The 22,566-nt window shown below is 61.8% G+C and carries 19 protein-coding genes; 15 read left to right on the forward strand and 4 right to left on the reverse strand.

Translation table 11 applies throughout. The features are described from left to right. Positions 1–122 precede the first annotated feature (122 nt). The 11 genes from glyQ to VC352_RS13185 all read left to right on the forward strand — a co-directional run bounded on the left by glyQ (position 123) and on the right by VC352_RS13185 (position 12,944). The gene (glyQ, locus tag VC352_RS13135) at positions 123–1,115 is read left to right on the forward strand and encodes a glycine--tRNA ligase subunit alpha (protein WP_322980003.1); all 993 of its coding nucleotides are present in this window, start codon (positions 123–125) and stop codon (positions 1,113–1,115) included. Beyond that, positions 1,112–3,166 (forward strand): glycine--tRNA ligase subunit beta, encoded by a 2,055-nt coding sequence (glyS, locus tag VC352_RS13140; RefSeq protein WP_322980004.1) that lies wholly within the window; start codon positions 1,112–1,114, stop codon positions 3,164–3,166. The genes glyQ and glyS overlap by 4 nt, the downstream gene beginning before the upstream one ends. Before the next feature lie 81 nt (positions 3,167–3,247). Further along, positions 3,248–3,778 (forward strand): D-glycero-beta-D-manno-heptose 1,7-bisphosphate 7-phosphatase, encoded by a 531-nt coding sequence (gmhB, locus tag VC352_RS13145; RefSeq protein WP_322980005.1) that lies wholly within the window; start codon positions 3,248–3,250, stop codon positions 3,776–3,778. 13 nt (positions 3,779–3,791) lie between these two features. Continuing rightward, positions 3,792–4,559, forward strand: a complete 768-nt coding sequence (locus tag VC352_RS13150) for a lysophospholipid acyltransferase family protein (protein WP_322980006.1) — start codon at positions 3,792–3,794, stop codon at positions 4,557–4,559. Positions 4,560–4,830: 271 nt separating this feature from the next. Next, a complete protein-coding gene (locus VC352_RS13155) occupies positions 4,831–5,436 on the forward strand; it encodes a CDP-alcohol phosphatidyltransferase family protein (protein ID WP_322980007.1) in 606 nt (201 codons plus the stop codon). Positions 5,437–5,464: 28 nt separating this feature from the next. Further along, positions 5,465–7,219, forward strand: a complete 1,755-nt coding sequence (locus VC352_RS13160) for a bifunctional alpha/beta hydrolase/class I SAM-dependent methyltransferase (RefSeq protein WP_322980008.1) — start codon at positions 5,465–5,467, stop codon at positions 7,217–7,219. Beyond that, a complete protein-coding gene (locus tag VC352_RS13165) occupies positions 7,219–8,556 on the forward strand; it encodes a phosphatase PAP2/dual specificity phosphatase family protein (protein WP_322980009.1) in 1,338 nt (445 codons plus the stop codon). Before VC352_RS13160 ends, VC352_RS13165 begins: the two co-directional genes overlap by 1 nt. Continuing rightward, entirely contained in the window at positions 8,546–8,980 is a 435-nt protein-coding gene (locus tag VC352_RS13170; protein ID WP_106737940.1) for a hypothetical protein, read from the forward strand. Before VC352_RS13165 ends, VC352_RS13170 begins: the two co-directional genes overlap by 11 nt. 10 nt (positions 8,981–8,990) lie before the next feature. Then, the gene (locus VC352_RS13175) at positions 8,991–9,614 is read left to right on the forward strand and encodes a lysophospholipid acyltransferase family protein (protein WP_322980010.1); all 624 of its coding nucleotides are present in this window, start codon (positions 8,991–8,993) and stop codon (positions 9,612–9,614) included. Between the two features lies 1 nt (position 9,615). Beyond that, positions 9,616–10,548 carry a phosphatidate cytidylyltransferase gene (locus VC352_RS13180; protein WP_322980011.1) on the forward strand — a complete coding sequence of 311 codons (933 nt, stop codon included), beginning with the start codon at positions 9,616–9,618 and terminating at the stop codon, positions 10,546–10,548. 749 nt (positions 10,549–11,297) lie between these two features. Continuing rightward, on the forward strand, positions 11,298–12,944 hold the full coding sequence (locus VC352_RS13185; protein ID WP_416340169.1) for a phosphoethanolamine transferase: 1,647 nt from the start codon (positions 11,298–11,300) through the stop codon (positions 12,942–12,944). A 277-nt stretch (positions 12,945–13,221) separates the two neighbouring features. Here the strand turns inward: VC352_RS13185 and gyrB are convergent, their stop codons facing one another. From gyrB to dnaA, 4 genes are read right to left on the reverse strand one after another with little or no spacing between them, the layout of a single operon-like run. Continuing rightward, positions 13,222–15,642 (reverse strand): DNA topoisomerase (ATP-hydrolyzing) subunit B, encoded by a 2,421-nt coding sequence (gene gyrB / locus VC352_RS13190; protein WP_322980013.1) that lies wholly within the window; start codon positions 15,640–15,642, stop codon positions 13,222–13,224. A gap of 4 nt (positions 15,643–15,646) precedes the next feature. Continuing rightward, positions 15,647–16,750: a DNA replication/repair protein RecF gene (recF, locus tag VC352_RS13195; RefSeq protein ID WP_322980014.1), complete on the reverse strand. Its 1,104-nt coding sequence runs from the start codon at positions 16,748–16,750 to the stop codon at positions 15,647–15,649. After that, positions 16,750–17,853, reverse strand: coding sequence for a DNA polymerase III subunit beta (gene dnaN, locus VC352_RS13200; protein WP_322980015.1), 1,104 nt, complete (start codon positions 17,851–17,853; stop codon positions 16,750–16,752). Before dnaN ends, recF begins: the two co-directional genes overlap by 1 nt. Before the next feature lie 31 nt (positions 17,854–17,884). After that, positions 17,885–19,378: a chromosomal replication initiator protein DnaA gene (gene dnaA / locus VC352_RS13205; RefSeq protein ID WP_322980016.1), complete on the reverse strand. Its 1,494-nt coding sequence runs from the start codon at positions 19,376–19,378 to the stop codon at positions 17,885–17,887. Positions 19,379–19,896: 518 nt separating this feature from the next. Here dnaA and rpmH point away from each other — a divergent pair. The 4 genes from rpmH to yidC are packed head-to-tail and all read left to right on the forward strand — an operon-like array spanning position 19,897 to position 22,432. Further along, entirely contained in the window at positions 19,897–20,031 is a 135-nt protein-coding gene (gene rpmH / locus VC352_RS13210) for a 50S ribosomal protein L34 (RefSeq protein WP_003246698.1), read from the forward strand. A gap of 13 nt (positions 20,032–20,044) precedes the next feature. After that, positions 20,045–20,449, forward strand: a complete 405-nt coding sequence (gene rnpA / locus VC352_RS13215) for a ribonuclease P protein component (protein WP_322980017.1) — start codon at positions 20,045–20,047, stop codon at positions 20,447–20,449. Beyond that, positions 20,442–20,687 carry a membrane protein insertion efficiency factor YidD gene (yidD, locus tag VC352_RS13220; RefSeq protein WP_322980018.1) on the forward strand — a complete coding sequence of 82 codons (246 nt, stop codon included), beginning with the start codon at positions 20,442–20,444 and terminating at the stop codon, positions 20,685–20,687. The genes rnpA and yidD overlap by 8 nt, the downstream gene beginning before the upstream one ends. Positions 20,688–20,689: 2 nt before the next feature. Further along, entirely contained in the window at positions 20,690–22,432 is a 1,743-nt protein-coding gene (yidC, locus tag VC352_RS13225) for a membrane protein insertase YidC (protein ID WP_322980019.1), read from the forward strand. The last annotated feature ends 134 nt before the right edge of the window (positions 22,433–22,566 follow it).

The following is a 22,566-nucleotide window of genomic DNA, read 5'->3' on the forward strand; positions in this document are numbered from 1 at the left end:
CTGGATATAAATACAGTTAGCGCCAACTGCGAATGATGCCGATGTGCCGTACCCTGCGGCCTGCGTCGAGTTTCGATATACTCCCCGGCTTTCCCTCGCAAGCCTCCACAGGTGATTTTTTCGTGAGCCAGAACAAGCCTGCCGTGCGCACCTTCCAGGATCTGATCCTGGCCCTGCAGAACTACTGGGCCGAGCAGGGCTGCGTGGTGCTGCAACCCTATGACATGGAAGTGGGCGCCGGCACCTTCCACACCGCTACCTTCCTGCGTGCCGTCGGCCCGGAGACCTGGAATGCCGCCTACGTGCAGCCTTCGCGTCGCCCGACCGATGGCCGCTACGGCGAAAACCCCAACCGCCTGCAGCACTACTACCAGTTCCAGGTGGTCTTGAAGCCCAACCCGGAAAACTTCCAGGAGCTGTACCTGGGCTCGCTGAAAGCCATCGGCCTCGACCCGGAAGTGCATGACGTGCGCTTCGTCGAAGACAACTGGGAATCGCCCACACTCGGCGCCTGGGGCCTGGGCTGGGAAATCTGGCTCAACGGCATGGAAGTCACCCAGTTCACCTACTTCCAGCAGGCCGGTGGCATCGAGTGCTATCCGGTAACCGGCGAGATCACCTACGGCCTGGAGCGCCTGGCCATGTACCTGCAGGGCGTCGACTCGGTCTACGACCTGATCTGGACCGATGGCCCGTTCGGCACCGTGACCTACGGCGACGTGTTCCACCAGAACGAGGTGGAGCAGTCCACTTACAACTTCGAGCACGCCAACGTCGAGAAGCTGTTCGAGCTGTTCGATTTCTACGAGAGCGAGGCCAACCGCCTGATCGCACTCGACCTGCCGCTGCCAACCTACGAAATGGTGCTCAAGGCCTCGCACACCTTCAACCTGCTCGATGCCCGCCGCGCCATCTCGGTGACCGCGCGTCAGCAGTACATCCTGCGTGTGCGCACGCTGGCCCGCGACGTGGCGCAGAGCTACCTCAAGGCACGTGCCCGCCTCGGCTTCCCGATGGCCACGCCCGAGCTGCGTGACGAAGTGCTGACCAAGCTCAGGGAGTCGGGTCTGCTGGAAGACGAAGGGCAAGGCAACAACGCGGAGGCACAAGCATGAGTGCACAAGATTTCCTGGTCGAACTGGGCACCGAAGAGCTGCCACCGAAAGCGCTGAAAAGCCTCGGTGAAGCCTTCCTGGCCGGCATCGAAAAAGGCCTCAAGGCCGCCGGCCTGAATTACACCAGCACGCGCGTGTACGCCGCGCCGCGCCGCCTGGCGGTGCTGGTCGGGCAGCTCGAAGAGCAGCAGGCCGACCGCAGCATGAACCTCGACGGCCCGCCCATCCAGGCCGCCTTCGACGCCGACGGCAACCCGACCCAGGCCGCCCTGGGCTTCGCCCGCAAGTGCGGTGTGGATATCTCGGAAATTGACCGCAGCGGCGCAAAACTGCGCTTCGCCCAGCACATCCCCGGCCAGCCGGCAGTGAACCTGCTGCCGACCATCGTGGCCGACTCGCTGAACGACCTGCCGATCCCCAAACGCATGCGCTGGGCCGCCCGTCGCGACGAATTCGTGCGTCCGACCCAGTGGCTGGTGATGCTCTTCGGCGACAGCGTGGTCGATTGCGAGATCCTCACCCAGAAAGCCGGGCGCATCTCCCGTGGTCATCGCTTCCACGCCAACCGCGACGTGCGCATCAGCAGCCCGGCGAGCTACGCCGAAGACCTGCGCAGCGCCTTCGTACTGGCTGACTTCGACGAGCGTCGCGAGATCATCAGCCGCCGCGTCGACGAGCTGGCTACCGCCGAGCAGGGCAAGGCCATCGTGCCGCCAGCGCTGCTGGACGAAGTGACCGCTCTGGTCGAATGGCCAGTGCCGCTGGTCTGCTCGTTCGAGGAGCGTTTCCTCGACGTGCCGCAGGAAGCCCTGATTACCACCATGCAGGACAACCAGAAGTACTTCTGCCTGCTCGATGGCAACGGCAAGCTGCTGCCGCGTTTCATCACCGTGGCCAATATCGAGTCCAAGGATCCGGCGCAGATCGTCTCGGGTAACGAGAAAGTGGTGCGCCCGCGCCTGACCGACGCCGAGTTCTTCTTCAAGCAGGACAAGAAGCAGAAGCTCGAAGGCTTCAACCAGCGCCTGGCTAACGTGGTGTTCCAGGCCCAGCTCGGTTCGGTGTTCGACAAGGCCCAGCGCGTTTCTGCCCTGGCCGGCTTCATCGCCCGCGAAGTCGGTGGTGACGCCAAGCGCGCCGCCCGCGCCGGCCTGCTGAGCAAGTGCGACCTGGCCACCGAGATGGTCGGCGAGTTCCCCGAGATGCAGGGCATCGCCGGCTACTACTACGCGCTCAACGACGGTGAGCCGCAGGACGTCGCCCTGGCCCTGAACGAGCAATACATGCCGCGCGGTGCCGGCGCCGAACTGCCGAGTACCCTGACCGGTGCAGCGGTGGCCGTGGCCGACAAGCTCGACACCCTGGTCGGCATCTTCGGCATCGGCATGCTGCCGACCGGCTCGAAGGATCCCTACGCCCTGCGTCGCGCCGCCCTCGGCGTGCTGCGCATCCTGATCGAGAAGGGTCTGGATCTGGATCTGGCCGCTGCGGTCGACTTCGCCGTCGCCCAGTACGCCGGCAAGATCAAGGCCGCGGGCTTGTCCGCCCAGGTGCTGGAATTCATCTTCGACCGCCTGCGTGCGCGCTACGAGGACGAAGGCATCGAAGTGGCGGTGTACCAGGCGGTGCGTGCGGTCAACCCGACCTCGCCGCTGGACTTCGACCAGCGTGTGCAGGCCGTGCAGGCCTTCCGCAAGCTGCCGCAGGCCGCTGCCCTGGCTGCCGCCAACAAGCGCGTGTCGAACCTGCTGAGCAAGGCCGAAGGTGGCGTCGCCGCCCAGGTCGAGGCGCACTACTTCGACAACCCCAGCGAGTTCGCCCTGCACGCTGCCATCCAGCAAGCCGACCAGGCCGTCCAGCCGCTGGCTGCCGACCGCCAGTACAACGAAGCCCTGGCCAAGCTGGCCAGCCTGCGTGAGCCGGTCGACGCCTTCTTCGAGGCGGTGCTGGTCAATGCCGAAGACGCGCGCGTACGCGCCAACCGTTACGCCCTGCTGGCCCGCCTGCGCGGGCTGTTCCTCGGCGTGGCGGATATTTCGGTGCTGGGCTGACCCCTTCTGTAGGAGCAAGCTCCGCGCGTGAAAGCGTTCGCGAGCAGAGCTCGCTCCTACGGCAGACTCTGAAACGACTGAATGAAACTACTGATCCTCGACCGCGACGGTGTCATCAACGAAGACTCCGACGCCTATATCAAGACGCTCGACGAGTGGCTCCCGATTGCCTCGTCGATCGCCGCCATCGCCCGCCTGTCGAAAGCCGGCTGGACGGTAGCGGTGGCCACCAACCAATCCGGCATCGCCCGTGGCTACTATGACCTGGCGACCCTGGAGTCGATGCACGCACGCCTGCGCGAGTTGGTGGCCGAGCAGGGCGGTGAGGTCGGCCTGATCGTCCATTGCCCGCACGGGCCGGATGACGGCTGCGAGTGCCGCAAGCCGAAACCGGGCATGCTCAAACAGATTGCCGCACACTACGCCACGGATCTGGCAGGAACCTGGTTCGTTGGCGATACCGGCGGTGACCTGCAGGCGGCGCTCGCCGTCGATTGTCAGCCCGTGTTGGTGAAAACCGGCAAGGGCGAACGAACCCTGGCCAAGCCCCTGCCGCCAGGAACCCTGGTTTTCGATGATCTGGCGGCTGTCGCCGATCAACTGCTCTCATAAGGTGTGAAGGTACATGGCGATCCTGCAGGCCCTCAGAGTCACGCTTTTCTACCTGCTGCTGTCGTCCAGCTCGTTCTTCTGGTGTCTGATCAGCCTGGTAGTGGCGCCCTTGCTGCCGTTCCGCCAGCGCTATCGCTTCGTCGTCCAGGCCTGGTGCAACTGCGGTGTGTGGCTGGCCAAGGTCATCGTCGGCATTCGCTATGAAGTGCGCGGCCTGGAGAACATCCCCGCGCGCCCCTGCGTGATCCTCGCCAATCACCAGAGCACCTGGGAAACCTTCTTCCTCTGTGGTTTCTTCGAGCCACTGTCGCAGGTGGTCAAGCGTGAGCTGCTGCGCGTGCCGTTCTTCGGCTGGGGCATGGCACTGCTCAAGCCCATCGCTATCGACCGCAGCAACCCCAAGGCGGCGCTCAAGCAAGTGGCCAAGCAGGGCGACGAGCGCCTCAAGCAGGGCGCCTGGGTATTGGTGTTCCCCGAAGGCACGCGCATCCCGCCTGGCCAGATTGGCAAGTTCTCCCGTGGCGGTGCCGCCCTGGCAGTCAATGCCGGTCTGCCGGTGCTGCCGATTGCCCATAACGCCGGTGAGTTCTGGCCCAAGGCCGGCTGGGGCAAACGCTCCGGCACCATCCAGGTCGTCATCGGCGCGCCGATGCATGCCGAGGGCGAAGGCCCGCGCGCCATCGCCGAACTCAACGAGCGCGCGTTCCAGTGGGTGCGGCAACAACAGACCGAGATGCGCGGCGAAGAGCCGCAGCTGAGCCGACTGGGCGAAACCGCCTGATCTGTGGATAAGCTGTGCGTCAAATACAAGCAAAGCGCCATCACTGTTTGTATCTACCTGATTTTCCTGGCGAATCGCCAACGCTAGGAAAATCCTGCAGCGGGGTATAAGTTGTCACCTCAGTAGGGCGGGTGCAACCCGCCATCAGCGCTCTGGCGGGTTGCACCCGCCCTACGTATGACCGTCGACAAATCCGCTTTTACCTCGACAAGCGCACAGTCTCGCTCACTGCGATGGCCGATCATCCGACCAGTAAAGGGAATTCACTGCCATGCCATCGATCTACCAGCTCAAACCCGCCTTCCAGAACCTGCTGCGCCCTGGCGTCGAGCGCCTTTACGCGCGTGGGGTGACCGCCAATCAGGTCACCCTCGCTGCGGCCATCGCTTCGCTGCTGCTCGGCGCGTTGCTCGCTACGTTCCCCTCGAATACCTGGCTGTTCGCGCTGATACCGGTGTGGATGCTGCTGCGCATGGCGCTGAATGCCGTCGACGGTATGCTCGCCCGTGAGTTCGGCCAGCAGTCCAAGCTCGGCGCCTACCTCAACGAGCTGTGCGACGTGATCGCCGACAGCGCCCTGTATCTGCCTTTCGCGCTGCTGGCCGGCGTCTCGCCGCTGTTGGTGATCGTCGTGGTGCTGCTGGCCGTGATAAGCGAATACGCCGGCGTGCTTGGCCCCATGGTCGGGGCCTCACGGCGCTACGACGGGCCGATGGGCAAGAGCGACCGCGCCTTCTGCTTCGGCGTACTCGGTGCCGGCGTCGCCAGTGGCCTGCTCGTGGCCACATGGATCAATGCATTGCTGGCACTGATCCTCGTGCTGCTGCTCTACACCCTCTACAACCGCATTCGCCATGGGTTGGCCGAAACGGCCTGACCCAACCACAACGGAATAAGGAGATTCCATGCGCCCTGTAAACCTGCACACCTTCACCACCCATGATGGCGTCGACCTGAGCTATCGCCACTGGCCGGCCAGTGCGCCCGCCGAAGGCCCACGCCAGGCGGTGGTGCTGTTCCATCGCGGCCACGAACATGGCGGGCGCATGGCCCATGTGGTGGACGAACTGGAGCTGCCGCACTGCGACTTCTTCGCCTGGGATGCCCGTGGCCATGGCCTGTCGCCCGGTGCGCGTGGCGACAGCCCGAGCTTCGCCAGCAGCGTGCGTGACGTGCAGACCTTTATCGAGCACATCGGCACCCGGCACGGCATCGCCGAAGAGAATCTGGCCGTGGTAGCGCAAAGCGTCGGTGCGGTGATCGTCTCCACCTGGGCCCACGATTACGCGCCGAAGGTGCGCTGCCTGGTGCTCGCCTCGCCGGCCTTCAAGGTCAAGCTCTACGTGCCCTTCGCCCGTCCCGGCCTGAAGCTGCTGCATGCCTGGCGTGGCAACTTCTTCGTCAACAGCTACGTCAAGGCCAAGTTCCTCAGCCACGATCCGGAGCGCATCGCCTCCTTCGACAATGATTCGCTGATCGCCCGGCCGATTTCGGTGACCATGCTGCTCGGCCTGTACGAAGCAGCCGATCGCGTCGTCGCCGACGCCCACGCGATTCAGGTACCGACGCAACTGCTGATCTCCGGCGCCGACTTTGTCGTCCATCGCAAACCGCAGGAAGACTTCTTCGAGCGCCTTGGCAGCCTGCGTAAGGAAAAGCACCTGCTACCGGGTTTCTTCCACGACACCCTGGGTGAACGTGACCGCGCCCACGCCCTGAGCCGCGCGCGGCGCTTCATCCTGGGCAACTTCGAGGAGCCGGTATCGCGCCCCTCGTTGCTCGATGCCGACCACCTGGGCGCCACCTGCGCCGAAGCCGAAGAACTGGCCGCACCGCTGCCGAAAAACTCGCTGCGCGACCTTTACTGGCGCGCCACCCGTGCCGGCATGCGCATTGGCAGCACGCTGTCGGCAGGAGTGAAGCTGGGCTTCGACACCGGTTTCGACTCCGGCAGCACCCTCGATTACGTCTACCGCAATCAGCCTACCGGCAAGGGCGCACTGGGCCGCCTGATCGACCAGAATTATCTGGACTCCATCGGCTGGCGTGGCATCCGTCAGCGCAAGCTGCACGCCGAAGAGCTGCTGCGCCTGGCCATGGCGCGCCTGCGTGAAACGGGCAGCGCCGTGCGCATCGTCGATATCGCTGCCGGCCATGGCCGCTACATCCTCGAATCGCTGGAAGGCCAGGCCCAACGCCCCGACTCGATCCTGCTGCGCGATTACAGCGACATCAACGTGCGCGACGGCAATGCACTGATTCAACAGAAAGGCCTGGGTGACATCGCCCGCTTCGTCAAAGGCGATGCCTTCGACCGTGACGATCTTGCCGCGCTGGATCCCAAGCCGACCCTGGCGGTGGTCTCCGGCCTGTACGAACTGTTCGGCAGCAACCAGATGGTCGGCGACTCGTTGGCCGGGCTAGCGGCTGCGGTCGAGGAGGGCGGTTATCTGGTCTACACCGGCCAGCCCTGGCACCCGCAGCTGGAGCTGATCGCCCGCGCCCTGACCAGTCATCGTGGCGGCCAGGCCTGGGTCATGCGCCGGCGCAGCCAGGCGGAGATGGATCAACTGGTGGAAGCCGCAGGTTTTCGCAAGGTGGCGCAGCGCATCGACCAGTGGGGCATCTTCAGCGTATCCCTGGCGCAGCGAGTGAAGTGATGGACAGTGCCCGCGAACAGGGATTGTGGAAGCGCGGCGTACTCTGGCTGCTGTTGCTGGGCCCGCTGTTCTTCGCCAGTTACGGTTTCGCCAACTGGATCAGCGGGCAGCGCGATGACGTCGGCAGCCTGGTCTTCGCCTGGGAGCCACAGATACCGCTGTGGCCCTGGACCATCGTGCCGTACTGGTCGATCGACCTGCTTTATGGTCTGTCCTTCCTGCTGCCGGCCTGCCGCCGCGAGATGGATCGGCATGCCCTGCGCCTGCTTGCCGCTCAGGTCATCTGCGTCGCCTGCTTCCTGCTCTGGCCGCTGCGCTTCACCTTTGAACGGCCACCGCTGGACGGCACCTTCGGCCTGATGTTCGACGTGCTGATGGGCTTCGACAAACCCTTCAACCAGGCGCCGTCGCTGCATATCACCCTGCTGGTGATCATCTGGGCGATGTTCGCCAATCACACCCGCGGGCTGCTCTGGCGTGACCTGCTGCACCTGTGGATGGCATTGATCGGTATTTCCGTACTGACCACCTGGCAGCATCACTTCATCGATGTGCCCACCGGGGCGCTGGCCGGCTTTGTCTGCCTGTGGCTGCTGCCGCTGCAGGGCGATGTACCGCTGCGGCAGATGCACCTGAGCAGCGATCCACGGCGTTGGCGCCTGGCGCTGCGCTACAGTCTCGGGGCGCTGCTGTGCTCTGCGCTAGCCGTCAACCTGGGTGGTACCTGGCTATGGCTGTTCTGGCCGGCGATTGCCCTGGCCATGGTCGCGCTCAACTACCTGCTATTCGGCGCTGATGGCTTCCAGAAGCAGGCCGACGGTCGTCTCAGTCCGGCTGCCACGGTCTTGCTCGCGCCCTATCTGCTTGGCGCCTGGATCAATTCGCGGTTGTGGACGTTTCGCCAGCCGGCGCCCAACCAGGTGGTGGAGGGTATCTACCTGGCTCGACTCCCTGCGCCGCAGGATCTCGAGGGGTTTACCGCGCTGATCGACCTCTGCGCCGAACTGCCTCTGCAACGCACGCCACCAGCCTATTGCAGCCTGCCGTCGTTGGATCTGGTCGCGCTGGACGCGCTGACCTGCCAACACGCCGCCGAGGCCATCGAGCGCCTGCGTCATCACGGTTCGCTACTGGTGTGCTGTGCACTCGGCTATTCGCGCAGCGCCACTGCCGTGGCGGCATGGCTGCTGCATAGCGGTCGCTGCCAGACCGTGGAAGCGGCCGTGGATTTGATTCGCCAGGCGCGCCCTCAGGTCGTGCTCGGTTCGCAGCATCTGGCCGCCCTGCAAAACATGCTCGATGCACAACCGAGACTGGAGGTCGTTCATGCAGGCTGATCTGCTGCTGGTTGCGTCGCTGTTACGACGTGGCCGCAGCCTCGATCATTTCTCCAGCGCACTTAGCCTGGTCGCGGTGGTCTTCGGCCTGGCGCCATTGCTCGGCGCGCCAGGCAGCCTGACCCTGGCGCCGCTCTGCGCGCTGCTGCTGATCGCGGGCCTGGCCGAAAAATACTGGGCATTACGCGTGGCCCTCGATGCAGAGTTATTCCAGCACCTGGCCGAGTCAGGGGAACAACTGGAGACACAAACCCAGGCCCTGGATCAGGCGTTGCAACGTCTGGGCCTGCAGTCTGGGGAGCAGGGTGATCGCTCCTGGAGCTCGCGCTGCCAGGGCGCATTGGGCCTGCTGCGCAAACAAGTACTCTGCCTCCTACTGCAGGCCGTGATCGTGCTGCTCGGAATTTTCATAGTTCTCGCTTAAAGGAGTCACCATGCTCGCCGCATTGACCGCTTTCGCCATCACCTCGGCAGCTCGGCTGCTGACCGGTGCCCGCGCCTTGTGGCTCGGCAGCACCGCACAGGCCACTCAGCGCCTGTACTATGCCAACCACAGCAGCCATGGCGATTTCGTCCTGCTCTGGGCCTCGCTACCGCCCGAGTTGCGCAAGCGCACCCGCCCGGTGGCCGGCGCTGACTACTGGCAGAAGCCGGGTGTGCGCAGCTTTTTGATCAACCGCGTATTCAACGGCGTGCTGATCGACCGCGAGCGCAAAGAGGAGGGCGTCAATCCGCTACAACCGATGCTCGATGCTCTGGATAGCGGCGACTCGCTGATCATCTTCCCCGAGGGCACGCGCAATCTCGGCGACGAGCCCTTGCTGCCCTTCAAGAGCGGCCTTTACCACCTCGCCCAGGCTCGCCCGGACGTAGAGCTGGTGCCGGTATGGATCGCCAACCTCAACCGGGTCATGCCCAAGGGCAGGGCGCTGCCGCTGCCACTGCTGTGCACGCTGAGCTTCGGCGCGGCACTGGAGCCCATCGAGGGGGAGGGTAAGGACGCCTTCCTGGAACGCGCGCGTAACGCCCTGCTGGCACTGGCACCCGAGGAGGCCTGAAATGGATCGCAATACCCTGCTGTTATTCGCCGGTATCGGTGCCCTGCTGCTGCTAGCCAGTCTGGTCGGTTTCATCCTCAAGCGGCGCAGTGGCGATCAACCCAACCCGGTGATCGACAACCTGAATGCACGGATCAACGCCTGGTGGGTGATGGTGCTGGTGATCGGCATCGCCTTCCTGTTCGGTAACAACGGCGTGATCCTGCTGTTCTACTTCGTGTCCTTCTATGCGCTGCGCGAATTCATGACGCTGACGCCGACCCGACGCAGCGACTATCCGGCGCTGGTGGCCGCCTTCTATTTCGCCTTGCCGATGCAGTACCTGCTGATCGCCTTCGATTGGTACGGGCTGTTCGCCATTTTCATCCCGGTGTACCTGTTCCTGTTGCTGCCGATCCTCGCCTCACTGGGCGGTGACACCACGCGCTATCTGGAGCGTGCGGCCAAGGTGCAGTGGGGCTTGATGATCGCGGTGTTCTGCATCTCCTCCGTGCCAGCGCTGCTGACCCTGGATATCCCCGGCTACGAAGGGCGCAACCTGCTGCTGATCGCCTGGCTGATCATCGTCGTGCAGCTCTCCGACGTGCTGCAGTACGTCTGCGGCAAGCTGGCCGGCAAACACAAGATCGCACCCAACCTGTCGCCCTCGAAGACCGTGGAGGGCTTCGTCGGTGGCGTGGCCCTGGCCACGCTGATCGGCGCCCTGCTGTGCTGGATCACGCCGTTCGCGTTCTGGCAGGCCGCGCTGTTCGCGCTGCTGGTGTGCATCCTTGGCTTCGCCGGCGGCCTGGTAATGTCGGCGATCAAGCGCGACCGCGGGGTGAAGGACTGGGGCCACATGATCGAAGGCCATGGCGGCATGCTCGACCGCCTGGATTCCGTATGCTTCGCCGCACCGGTGTTCTTCCATATGGTGCGCTACTGGTGGGCCTGACGTCTGGCGGCGAATGTGTAGGAGCGGCGCCTCGCCGCGAACAAGGGCGATGCGCAATTGAACAGCTTCGCCCCAGGCCGTGGCTCCTACGAAAGGCCGCTTTGGCAGCCTTATCTGAGCAGCATTAGCCTGACGGCCCGCCTTTTTCTGAGCCAACAAAAAAACCGTCGGGAAGGGTTCTTGACGTCGCTTGCGACGGCCCGAAGGGTTGCCACCAGGGCCGGTTTTCACTCCTGCAAAACCGGCATTTCCGCCATCCCTGTGGCGGTCAGATGACAGGCAACAAAAAACCCGCCGAAGCGGGTTTTTTAATGACCTTCCGACATCCTGTCGTTTGCCCTCCTGGCGCGGTCTGTCTTCCTTGACTCGGGTTATCCATTTCCCGGTACGTGTGTGTAGATTAGCCAAGGCTCGCAGGCGAGGGCAGAGGCCCGTTGCGCTTCGCCGTGTAAGCCTTTTGCCATAGGCGGAGGCTTCTAAGCTGAATTGTGATCAGCCGCGCATTTTCCAGCCCCGTCTACTCATCCAAAGGGAGCGAGAGCTATGCGATCGAGTGCTTGCTCAGGGGTGATGCCCTGGTTAGCGGTTTGCTCTGCAAGCGACTCAACCTTTCTCATACCTGACAGCGTTTCAAATAAGGCTCAGTAACATCTCAGGAGCCAGGCGCTTCACGATTTTTCGACAACCACCTCAATATCCTGCCCCGACGTTTTCGATCAATCCAAAAGGGCAGGGCCAGTATGTCCGGCGTGCGTACTCGAATTCATCCCGAATTTCTCGCTCCAGTAGCAGCAATCGTCCTGGTGTTGTTCTACAACCAGCCGTTGTGGGGGCATTTGAATGAGATCCTGGGCGGCGGTAACGATGCCTTGGCCCTACGCCTTGGCTTTGGTGCCATGCTCTGGGCAATCTTCTCCCTGGTGTTGCTCGCCCTCTCCACACCGCGACTGCTCAAACCTGTGCTGGTTGGGTTGTCCCTCTGCAGCGCGGCCAGCCTGTACTTCATGCAGCAATACGGCACATTGTTCGACCGGGACATGCTGCGCAACGTGGTACAGACCGATGCCAGCGAAGTACGCGATTTGTTGTCGTGGAAACTCTTCGCCTACCTGCTGCTGTTAGGCGTTCTGCCTTCGGTTCTGCTCTACAAACTGCCGCTGGCACGCCATGGCAGCGCTCTACGTGCCGTGCTTAGCCGTGCCGGTGTAGCCACCGTAGCATTCAGTGTTCTGCTTGGCGTGGCCCTGGCTCAGTATCAGGGGTTGGCTTCGCTACTACGTAACCACCATGAACTGCGTCTGCTGGCCGTGCCCAGCAACTACCTCTCGGCAGCTTACGGCTTTGCACGCGACAGCCTGGTGAGTGATACCAAACCCTGGCAGACGATTGGCGAAGACGCCCATCGAAGCAGCGCCTGGCAACAGCATCAGCGTCCATCGCTGACTGTACTGGTAATCGGCGAAAGCGCCCGTGCCGACCACTTCGGCGTGCTCGGTTACCCACGCGACACCACTCCAGAATTGGCCCATGAAGCCGGCCTGCTGACGTTCCCACAGGTGACCTCATGCGGCACCGAAACCGCCGTGTCGGTGCCCTGTATGTTCTCGCGGATGAACCGCAGCGATTACAAAGCCGCTGTCGCAGAGCATCAGGACGGCCTGCTCGATATCCTCCAGCGCAGCGGCCTGAAGGTCACTTGGCTGGACAACCAATCCGGCTGCAAGGGCGCCTGCGACCGCGTCGAACACCAAAGCCTGCGCGATGCCAAAGACTCCAGCTTCTGCTCCGACGGCGAATGCCATGACGCCATCTTGGTCGATGGCTTGCAGCGCTATCTGAACGACCTGCAGGGCGACAACGTCCTGATACTGCATCAGATGGGCAGCCACGGCCCCGACTATTTCAAGCGCTACCCGCAGGCGTTCCAGCGCTTCTCGCCGATCTGTGCCAGCAACGCCCTCAATGACTGCTCGCAACAGGACATCATCAACGCCTACGACAACACCATCAGCTACACCGACCATGTACTTTCCAGTGCCATCGACATTCTGCGCACCCAGTCGAATCGGCTCGACACCGGTCTCATCTACCTCTCCGATCATGGCGAGTCGCTGGGCGAGTTCAACCTCTACCTGCACGGCACGCCTTACGCCCTGGCCCCGCCACAACAGACGCATATACCCATGCTGATGTGGTTCTCCGATGGCTACAGGCAGGAGTTCGGTCTCGACCAGGACTGCCTGCGTGATGCGAGTGGCCAAGCCTACAGTCAGGACAACCTGTTCCACTCCATGCTCGGCCTGCTACAGGTCGAGACCCGCGAGTACCAGCGCAGTCTCGATCTGTTCGCGAACTGCCGGCAGCCAAGCGGCATGTTGGCCAAGGAGGGGAAGTAGAACAGATGCTCGAATCGGAAAAAGGCTCTCGGTCTGAAGCTGTAGTTGCCAACAAGCCACGCAGCCGTGATGAGGTGTTGCGACGCAGAGGGGCGGGCTAATCCGTAGCGCCACGATGGCCCAGGCGAGGACGGGTGCACAGTGTGTGCAGCTGAAGAGCAGCCCATCAGTTAGACAAAGAAAAACCCCAGCTAATCGCTGGGGTTTTCTTGGTAAGCAAATCCTTAGCCCACGGCTCTAAACTCGGACGCATGAATATGCGCCCGGGCCCGGAGTATCAGAAGTCCAGGTTCGACACCGCCAGGGCGTTGGACTCGATGAAGTCGCGGCGCGGCTCCACAGCGTCGCCCATCAGGGTGTTGAAGATCTGGTCGGCAGCGATGGCGTCCTCAATGGTCACCTTGAGCATGCGGCGTACTTCCGGATCCATGGTGGTTTCCCATAGCTGATCCGGGTTCATCTCGCCGAGACCTTTGTATCGCTGGATGCTGTGACGCTTGGTGCTTTCGCTCATGAGCCAATCCAGCGCTTCCTTGAAGGTATTGACCGGCTTCTTGCGCTCACCGCGCTGCACATAGGCACCTTCTTCCAGCAGATTATTCAGTTGGTCGCCGAGGGTGGTGACCGTCTTGTAATCGTTGCTGGCGAAGAAATCGCGGTTGAAGGTGGTGTAGCTGGACAGGCCATGCGCCTTGATCTCCACCTCAGGCAGCCAGACGTGGCGCTCGGGGTCTTCACGCAGGCTGATGGTGTAGGTCTGGCCGGACTTCTCAGTGGCCTTCAGGCGCGCGCTGAAGCGCTCCAGCCAGGCCTGCATGCCGGCGTGGTCGGCCAGCTGCTCGAGGCCGATGCTCGGCAGGTAGACGAAGTGCTCGGTGATCTCCTTCGGATAGACGCGCGACAGGCGATCCAGGGTCTTCATCACGCGGCGATAGTCGCCGACCAGCTTCTCCAGTGCGCCGCCGGACAGACCCGGGGCAGTCTCGTTGACGTGCAGGCTGGCGTCTTCCAGGGCCGACTGGGTCATGTATTCGTCCATGGCCTCGTCGTCCTTGATGTATTGCTCCTGCTTGCCTTTCTTGACCTTGTACAGCGGCGGCTGGGCGATGTAGACGTAGCCACGCTCGATCAGCTCCGGCAGCTGGCGGAAGAAAAAGGTCAGCAGCAGGGTACGGATGTGCGAACCGTCGACGTCAGCATCGGTCATGATGATGATGTTGTGGTAACGCAGCTTGTCGATGTTGTACTCCTCACGCCCGATGCCGCAGCCCAGCGCGGTGATCAGGGTGCCCACTTCCTGGGAGGAGAGCATCTTGTCGAAGCGCGCCTTCTCGACGTTGAGGATCTTGCCCTTGAGCGGCAGGATGGCCTGGGTCTTGCGGTTACGGCCCTGCTTGGCAGAACCGCCCGCGGAGTCACCCTCCACGATGTAGAGTTCGGACAGCGCCGGATCTTTTTCCTGGCAGTCCGCCAGTTTGCCGGGCAGGCCGGCGATATCCAGTGCGCCCTTGCGGCGGGTCATCTCACGCGCCTTACGCGCGGCCTCACGGGCACGGGCGGCGTCGATCATCTTGCCGACCACGGCCTTGGCTTCGTTCGGGTTTTCCAGCAGGAAGTCGGCGAAGTACTTGCCCATTTCCTGCTCGACAGCCGTTTTGACCTCGCTGGAAACCAGCTTGTCCTTGGTCTGCGAGCTGAACTTCGGATCCGGTACCTTGACCGAAATGATCGCAGTCAGGCCTTCACGGGCATCATCGCCGGTGGTGGCGATCTTGAACTTCTTCGCCAGGCCTTCGGCCTCGATGTAGTTGTTCAGGTGGCGGGTGAGGGCCGAGCGGAAGCCTGCCAGGTGGGTACCACCGTCACGCTGTGGAATGTTGTTGGTGAAGCAGAGGATGTTCTCGTTGAAGCTGTCATTCCACTGCAAGGCGACTTCCACCCCAACGCCGTCTTCTTCGCGCTGGATGTTGAAGTGGAATACCTGGTTGACCACCGTCTTGTTGGTGTTCAGATACTCAACGAAGGCCTTCAGACCACCCTCGTACTTGAACAGTTCTTCCTTGCCGGTACGTTCGTCACGCAGCAGGATGCCCACACCAGAGTTGAGGAAAGACAGCTCGCGCAGACGCTTGGCCAGGATGTCCCAGCTGAAGTGAATGTTGGCGAAGGTCTCTTCGGAGGGTTTGAAGTGGATCTGCGTACCGGTACCGTCGGTGTCACCAACAGCAGCCAGCGGCGCTTGCGGAACGCCGTGGATATAGGTCTGTTCCCAGATCTTGCCGCTGCGGCGGATGGTCAGCACCAGCTCCTTGGAGAGGGCGTTCACCACCGAGACACCCACGCCGTGCAGACCGCCGGACACCTTGTAACTGTTGTCGTCGAACTTACCGCCGGCGTGCAACACGGTCATGATGACCTCGGCCGCGGATACACCTTCTTCCTTGTGCATGTCGACCGGAATACCACGGCCGTTGTCACGCACGCTGATCGACTCATCCGGGTGGATGGTGATGGTGATTTCGCTGCAATAACCTGCCAGCGCTTCGTCGATCGAGTTATCGACCACCTCGAACACCATGTGGTGCAGACCACTACCATCGTCAGTGTCACCGATGTACATCCCGGGACGTTTGCGTACGGCATCCAATCCTTTCAGCACCTTGATGCTGGAGGAGTCGTACGTTTGGTTCTCGCTCATGCCTTCACTCCCGATGGTCTTGGGTCTGGGTGATACGACCATGTTCCACGTGGAACATGGCAACCGGCGTATCCATCTGCCAGCCTTCCCTCAACAATTCATGATCCACACAGGTGATGAACACCTGGCAGCGCAAATCTTCCAGCAACCGGCACAATGCCTGACGATGCTGCTCATCCAGTTCAGACGGTAGGTCGTCCACCAGATAGATACACTGGCCACGCTTGGCTTCATTGACCAAGTGGCCCTGGGCGATGCGTAAAGCACACACCACGAGTTTCTGTTGCCCTCGCGACAGGATTTCTGCCGCGTTATGCCCCGCTAGACGTAGACGCAAATCCGCGCGCTGCGGTCCGGCTTGGGTGTGCCCGAGCTGCTGGTCACGGAGCAGGGAAGAGGCGAGCACTTCGCTCAGCTCTCGATCCTTGTCCCAGCCACGGTAATAGCTCAGGGTCAGCCCTTCCAATTGCAGCAGCTCAGCTAACGTGCTTTCGAACACCGGTTTCAACGCCTGGATATAGGCCCTGCGGTAGGTGTCGATTTCTTCGCTTGCACTGCACAATTCGCGATCCCACGCGGCCTGCGAAGCACCGTCAAGTGTACCATGGCGCAGCCACGAGTTCCGCTGCCGCAGGGCTTTCTGCAGGCGCTGCCAGGCTCCCAGGAAGCGATGTTCCACGTGGAACACACCCCAATCGAGAAACTGCCGACGAATCTTCGGAGCGCCTTCCAGCAAGCGAAAACTGTCCGGATTGATCAGCTGCAGTGGCAACAAGTCTGCGAGCTGAGCAGCGCTACGCGCATTCTGCCCATCGATACGAATCTGCAACTCGCCTTGGCGATCACGCGAAATACCGAGATTGCTAGAGCCGCCCTCGGCCAACTGCACCTGGCCAAAAATGGTACAGGCGGGTTGTTCGTAGTGAATGACAGGTTGCAGGCGTGTGCTGCGAAACGAGCGGGCGAGGCCGAGCAGATGGATCGCCTCCAGCACGCTGGTCTTGCCGCTGCCGTTGGCGCCGTGAAGGATGTTGATGCGGGGGGAGGGGGAGAGGGTCACCGGGTGCAGGTTACGCACCGCGGTGACCATGATACGGCTCAGGGACATTAAAGACGCATCGGCATGACAACGTAGGCAGAATCGTCGTTGTCGGCTTCCTGCAGCAGGGCGCTGCTGTTGGAGTCGGAGAGGATCAGGCGCACCTGTTCAGTACCCATCACGCCCAACACGTCCAGCAGGTAGCTGACGTTGAAGCCAATCTCAAGACCGCCGCCGTTGTAGTCGACCACGATCTCTTCCTCGGCCTCTTCCTGCTCCGGGTTGTTGGCCTGGATTTTCAGCAGGCCGGCGGCCAGGGTCAGACGAATGCCACGGTACTTCTCGTTGGACAGAATCGCGGTACGGCTGAATGCCTCACGCAGACCCTGACGATCCGCCAGCACCAGCTTGTCACCGCCACGCGGCAGTACGCGCTCATAGTCCGGGAACTTGCCATCCACCAACTTGGAGGTAAAGGTGAACTCGCCGGTGTTGGCACGGATGTGGTGCTGACCCAGGACGATGGCGACTTCGGCGTCCTGCTCGGTGAGCAGGCGGGCCAGTTCGAGAATACCTTTACGCGGTACGATCACCTGATGCTTGCCGTCCTGCTGGATCGCGGCTTCCATCGAGCACATGGCCAAACGGTGACCGTCGGTAGCGACGGCACGCAGCAGACCGCTCTGCACTTCCAGCAACATACCGTTGAGGTAGTAGCGCACGTCCTGCTGAGCCATGGCGAAGCTGGTGCGCTCGATCAGGCGGCGCAGCTTGGCTTGCGGCAGGTTGAAGGTCAGCGAGCCCGGGCCTTCTTCCACAGTGGGGAAATCATTGGCCGGCAGCGTCGACAGCGTGAAGCGGCTACGCCCCGCCTTGACCAACAGCTTCTGATCATCGACCCGAATGTCGATCACTGCATCGCTTGGCAGGCTCTTGCAAATGTCCATCAGCTTGCGCGCCGGCACGGTGATTTCACCCGGCTCGGCGGCGTCTTCCAGCGTGACGCGACCAACCAGTTCGACCTCGAGGTCGGTACCGGTCAGCGACAGCTGTTGGCCTTCGACCACCAGCAGGACGTTGGACAGAACCGGCAGCGTCTGGCGTCGTTCCACGACACCGGCGACCAGTTGCAGGGGTTTCAACAGGGCTTCGCGTTGAATGGTGAAATGCATGGTCTAGTCCCTTGCCTCGTGGAGCTGCGGATCAGGTTGTAAGGGTACGCAGCAGGTTCTTGTAGTCCTCGCGGATGTCCGCGTCGGATTCCCTAAGTTCAGCAATCTTACGGCAAGCGTGCAATACCGTGGTGTGATCACGCCCGCCGAAGGCCACACCGATTTCCGGCAGGCTGTGGTTGGTCAGCTCTTTCGACAACGCCATGGCCACCTGGCGCGGCCGGGCGATCGAACGCGAACGGCGCTTGGACAGCAGATCGGAAATCTTGATCTTGTAGTACTCGGCGGTGGTGCGCTGAATGTTGTCGATGCTGACCAGCTTGTCCTGCAGAGCCAGCAGATCCTTGAGCGATTCGCGGATCAGCTCGATGGTGATGTCGCGGCCCATGAAGTGCGAGTGCGCGATCACGCGTTTCAGCGCACCTTCCAGCTCACGCACGTTGGAGCGGATGCGCTGGGCGATGAAAAATGCGGCATCGTGCGGCAGATCGACCTTGGCCTGGTCGGCCTTCTTCATCAGGATCGCCACGCGGGTTTCCAGCTCGGGAGGCTCGACCGCCACAGTCAGCCCCCAGCCGAAACGCGATTTCAGGCGCTCTTCAAGGCCTTCGATTTCCTTCGGGTAGCGGTCGCTGGTGAGGATCACCTGCTGACCCCCTTCCAGCAGCGCATTGAAAGTGTGGAAGAACTCCTCCTGGGAGCGCTCCTTCTTGGCAAAGAACTGAATGTCGTCGATCAGCAGCGCGTCCACCGAACGGTAGAAACGCTTGAACTCATTGATGGCATTCAGCTGCAGCGCTTTCACCATGTCGGCAACGAAACGCTCGGAGTGCAGATAGACCACCTTGGCGTTGGGATTCTTCGCCAGCAGATGGTTACCCACCGCATGCATCAAGTGAGTCTTACCCAGGCCAACGCCCCCATAAAGGAAGAGCGGGTTGTAACCATGCTTGGGATTATCGGCAACCTGCCAAGCGGCAGCGCGAGCCAACTGGTTCGACTTGCCCTCGACGAAGTTATCGAAGGTAAAGGTGCGGTTGAGATAACTGGTGTGCTTGAGGCCGCCCTCGACCTGGACGTTACGCTCACTACGAGGCGCAACAGCAGGCGTGGGGGGTTGCGGCGCAGCACCGGCCATGGAATCGAAGCTGGCTCGCGACGGCTCTTCCTGAACGGGTGGAGGAGCGGGTTTGTTCACTGCCAGATTCGGCTGCACGGGCTGCGCTGGACGCGCCGCAGCCGGACGTGGGGCAGTAGGCGCGACTCGTGGGGTAGCCGCACGCTTGCTCCCTATCAACAAGGACAGCGCGGGCACCAGGCCATTGGCTCGCTCGGCAAGCAGCTCGAGCAAGCGACTGAGGTACTTGTCATTGACCCAGTCAAGCACGAAGCGATTGGGCGCATACACGCGCAGCTCTTCGCCTTCGGCTTCTACCTGCAGAGGACGGATCCAGGTGTTGAATTGCTGGGCCGGCAATTCGTCGCGCAAGAGCTCGACGCACTGCTGCCATAGTTCCACTGACACTGACAATCCCCTACCAGGTGGCGATACGAAACAAGCGCCCATTGTAGCGGCCAAAGACTCACTTATCCACATCCCCTGGAGGAGATGGCCAAGTAAAATCAAAGCCTTAAATAACATTCACAAGGCTTATACAACCGCCAGGAACATTGTGGATAACAGCCCTTGAGCCCTCGGGACAAGCACAGGGATAACTCGCGGGAAAACCGTCCTGTGGGTAAACCACCTGTTTACCCCCAAGCTTTACCCAGTACCCGCACAGCCCCCGCACGCCTTGTTGACAGGCTTATCATCCCTTGCAGATGCCACTTTCACTCGTCCGCGGGTAGTTTTCCACAGAGCCGCATGCTGCTAATCATCATAAAAAGAGAAAAGGGTTTAAAAAGATCTTCTTCTCTTCTTCTTAATAGTCGGACAAAAGGTTGGTTGGAAATTGACCTGCCCAGCGGCTTTCTCTACAATCGCCGGTCTCTTAAAACGGGGGCCATACCGGCCCTAGTCGATCACCCAGGTAACGCACCATGAAACGCACTTTCCAACCCAGCACCATCAAGCGCGCTCGCACCCACGGTTTCCGTGCCCGTATGGCTACCAAGAACGGCCGCGCCGTCCTGTCGCGTCGTCGCGCCAAAGGCCGTAAGCGTCTGACTGTCTAATTCATCCGGACAGGTGGTGAGTCGAGGCTTCGACCGGGAAAAGCGACTGCTGACCCCCCGGCAATTCAAGGCAGTCTTCGACTCCCCAAGCGGTAAAGCGCCGGGCAAAAGTGTCCTGCTGCTGGCGCGCGACAACGAGCTCGATCATCCCCGCCTTGGTCTGGTGATCGGCAAGAAGAGTGTCAAGCTCGCTGTCGAGCGCAACCGCATCAAGCGTCAGATCCGCGAATCCTTCCGCCAGAATCAGGACAATCTGATCGGCTGGGATATCGTGGTCGTCGCGCGCAAAGGTCTAGGTGATCTGGAAAACGCCGAGCTTGCCAAGCAGTTCGACAAACTCTGGAAACGCCTGGCCCGGAACCGCCCCAGTCGCGAAGCAGAAGCGTCCCCCGGGACAAGCGACCATCCTCATGCGTAAAGTGGCCCTCGCCTGCATTCAGGTCTACCGCTACGCCATCAGCCCCCTGATGGCCAGTCACTGCCGCTTTTACCCAAGCTGTTCCTGCTATGCCTACGAAGCCATCGAGCAACATGGCCTCGTGCGTGGCGGCTGGCTGGCTGCGCGCCGGCTCGGCCGCTGCCATCCCTGGAATGCCGGCGGCTTCGACCCGGTTCCTCCCGCGAAAACATCCCGTTCCCCTTCGATGGCCGAATAATCATGGATATCCAACGTTCGATCCTGATCGTCGCCCTGGCAGTCGTGTCCTATCTGATGGTCCTGCAATGGAACCAGGACTACGGCCAGGCCGCTCTGCCGGCGCAGACTCAGTCCGCTCCAGCCGCCACGCCCGGTTTGCCGGATGCCTCCAGCGCAGCCGCCAGCAACGGCGACGACATTCCCAGCACCGTGGCAGATCCCAGCGCTGCAGCCGTGGCATCGACCACTGCCAGCAGTGACGAGCTGATTCGCGTCAAGACCGATGTCCTCGAGCTGGCCATCGATCCGCGTGGTGGTGATGTGGTGCAACTGCGTCTGCCGCAGTATCCGCGTCGTCAGGATCGCCCAGACGTACCCTTCCAGCTGTTCGATAACGGCACCGAGCGCACCTACCTGGCGCAGAGCGGCCTGATCGGCCAGAACGCGCCGGACAGCTCCAGCCGTCGCGCCCTGTGGTCGAGCGAGAAAAAGAACTACGAGCTGGCCGAAGGTCAAGACAAGCTGGTGGTCGATCTCACCTACAGCGACAACGGCGTCAGCTACATCAAGCGCTACAGCTTCAAGCGCGGTCTGAACCCGCAGTGCTCGGCGCGTGAACAACAGTTGAAGAAGCCTGGCTGCGTCGGCCCGTCCTCCTACCAGGTCGACGTGCGTTACCTGATCGACAACCAGAGCGACCAGGCCTGGAGCGGCAACCTGTTCGCCCAGCTCAAGCGCGACAACAGCGGTGATCCGTCCTCGACTACCGCCACTGGTACCGCCACCTACCTGGGCGCCGCCGTATGGACCCCGGACGAGCCGTACAAGAAGCTGTCGATGAAGGACATCGACAAGCACAGCTTCAAGGAAAGCGTACAAGGCGGCTGGGTGGCCTGGCTGCAGCACTACTTCGTCACCGCCTGGGTGCCGTCCAAAGACAGCAGCAACCAGATTCAGACCCGCAAAGACAGCCAAGGTAACTACATCGTCGGCTTCACCAGCTCGGCCTTGCAGATTCCTGCTGGCGGCAAGGGTGAAACCGGCGCCGTGCTCTATGCCGGCCCGAAACTGCAGGAATACCTCGGCAGCCTGTCGCCGGGCCTGGAGCTGACCGTCGACTACGGTGTGCTGTGGTTCCTCGCCCAGCCAATCTTCTGGCTGCTGGAAGTGATCCACGGCCTGGTCGGTAACTGGGGCTGGTCGATCATCTTCCTGACCATCATCATCAAGGCAATCTTCTTCCCGCTGTCCGCCGCCAGCTACCGCTCCATGGCACGCATGCGCGCCGTGTCGCCGAAGCTGCAGGCGCTGAAGGAACAGTTCGGTGACGATCGCCAGAAGATGTCCCAGGCGATGATGGAGCTGTACAAGAAAGAGAAGATCAACCCGCTGGGCGGCTGCCTGCCGATCCTGGTGCAGATGCCGGTATTCCTGTCCCTTTACTGGGTACTGCTGGAATCCGTGGAAATGCGTCAGGCGCCCTGGCTACTGTGGATCACAGACCTGTCGATCAAGGATCCGTTCTTCATCCTGCCGATCATCATGGGCGCGACCATGTTCATCCAGCAGCAGCTCAACCCGACGCCGCCGGATCCCATGCAGGCCCGTGTGATGAAGCTGATGCCGATCATCTTCACCTTCTTCTTCCTGTGGTTCCCTGCCGGTCTGGTGCTGTACTGGGTGGTCAACAACTGCCTGTCCATCGCCCAGCAGTGGTACATTACGCGCAAGATCACTGCAGCAACCAAGGCAGCCAACGCCTGATTCGGCAAGGCTTCCAAGCATCAAGCAAACGCCCCATGATTGGGGCGTTTTGCTATCCATGCATTTATCGTAGGAGCGAGCTCTGCTCGCGAATCTGACCCGCTATCCCGCGCACCTATATTCCCCCGCACAGA

The sequence above is a fragment of the Pseudomonas sp. C11 genome, assembly GCF_034683865.1.
GTDB lineage: Bacteria > Pseudomonadota > Gammaproteobacteria > Pseudomonadales > Pseudomonadaceae > Aquipseudomonas.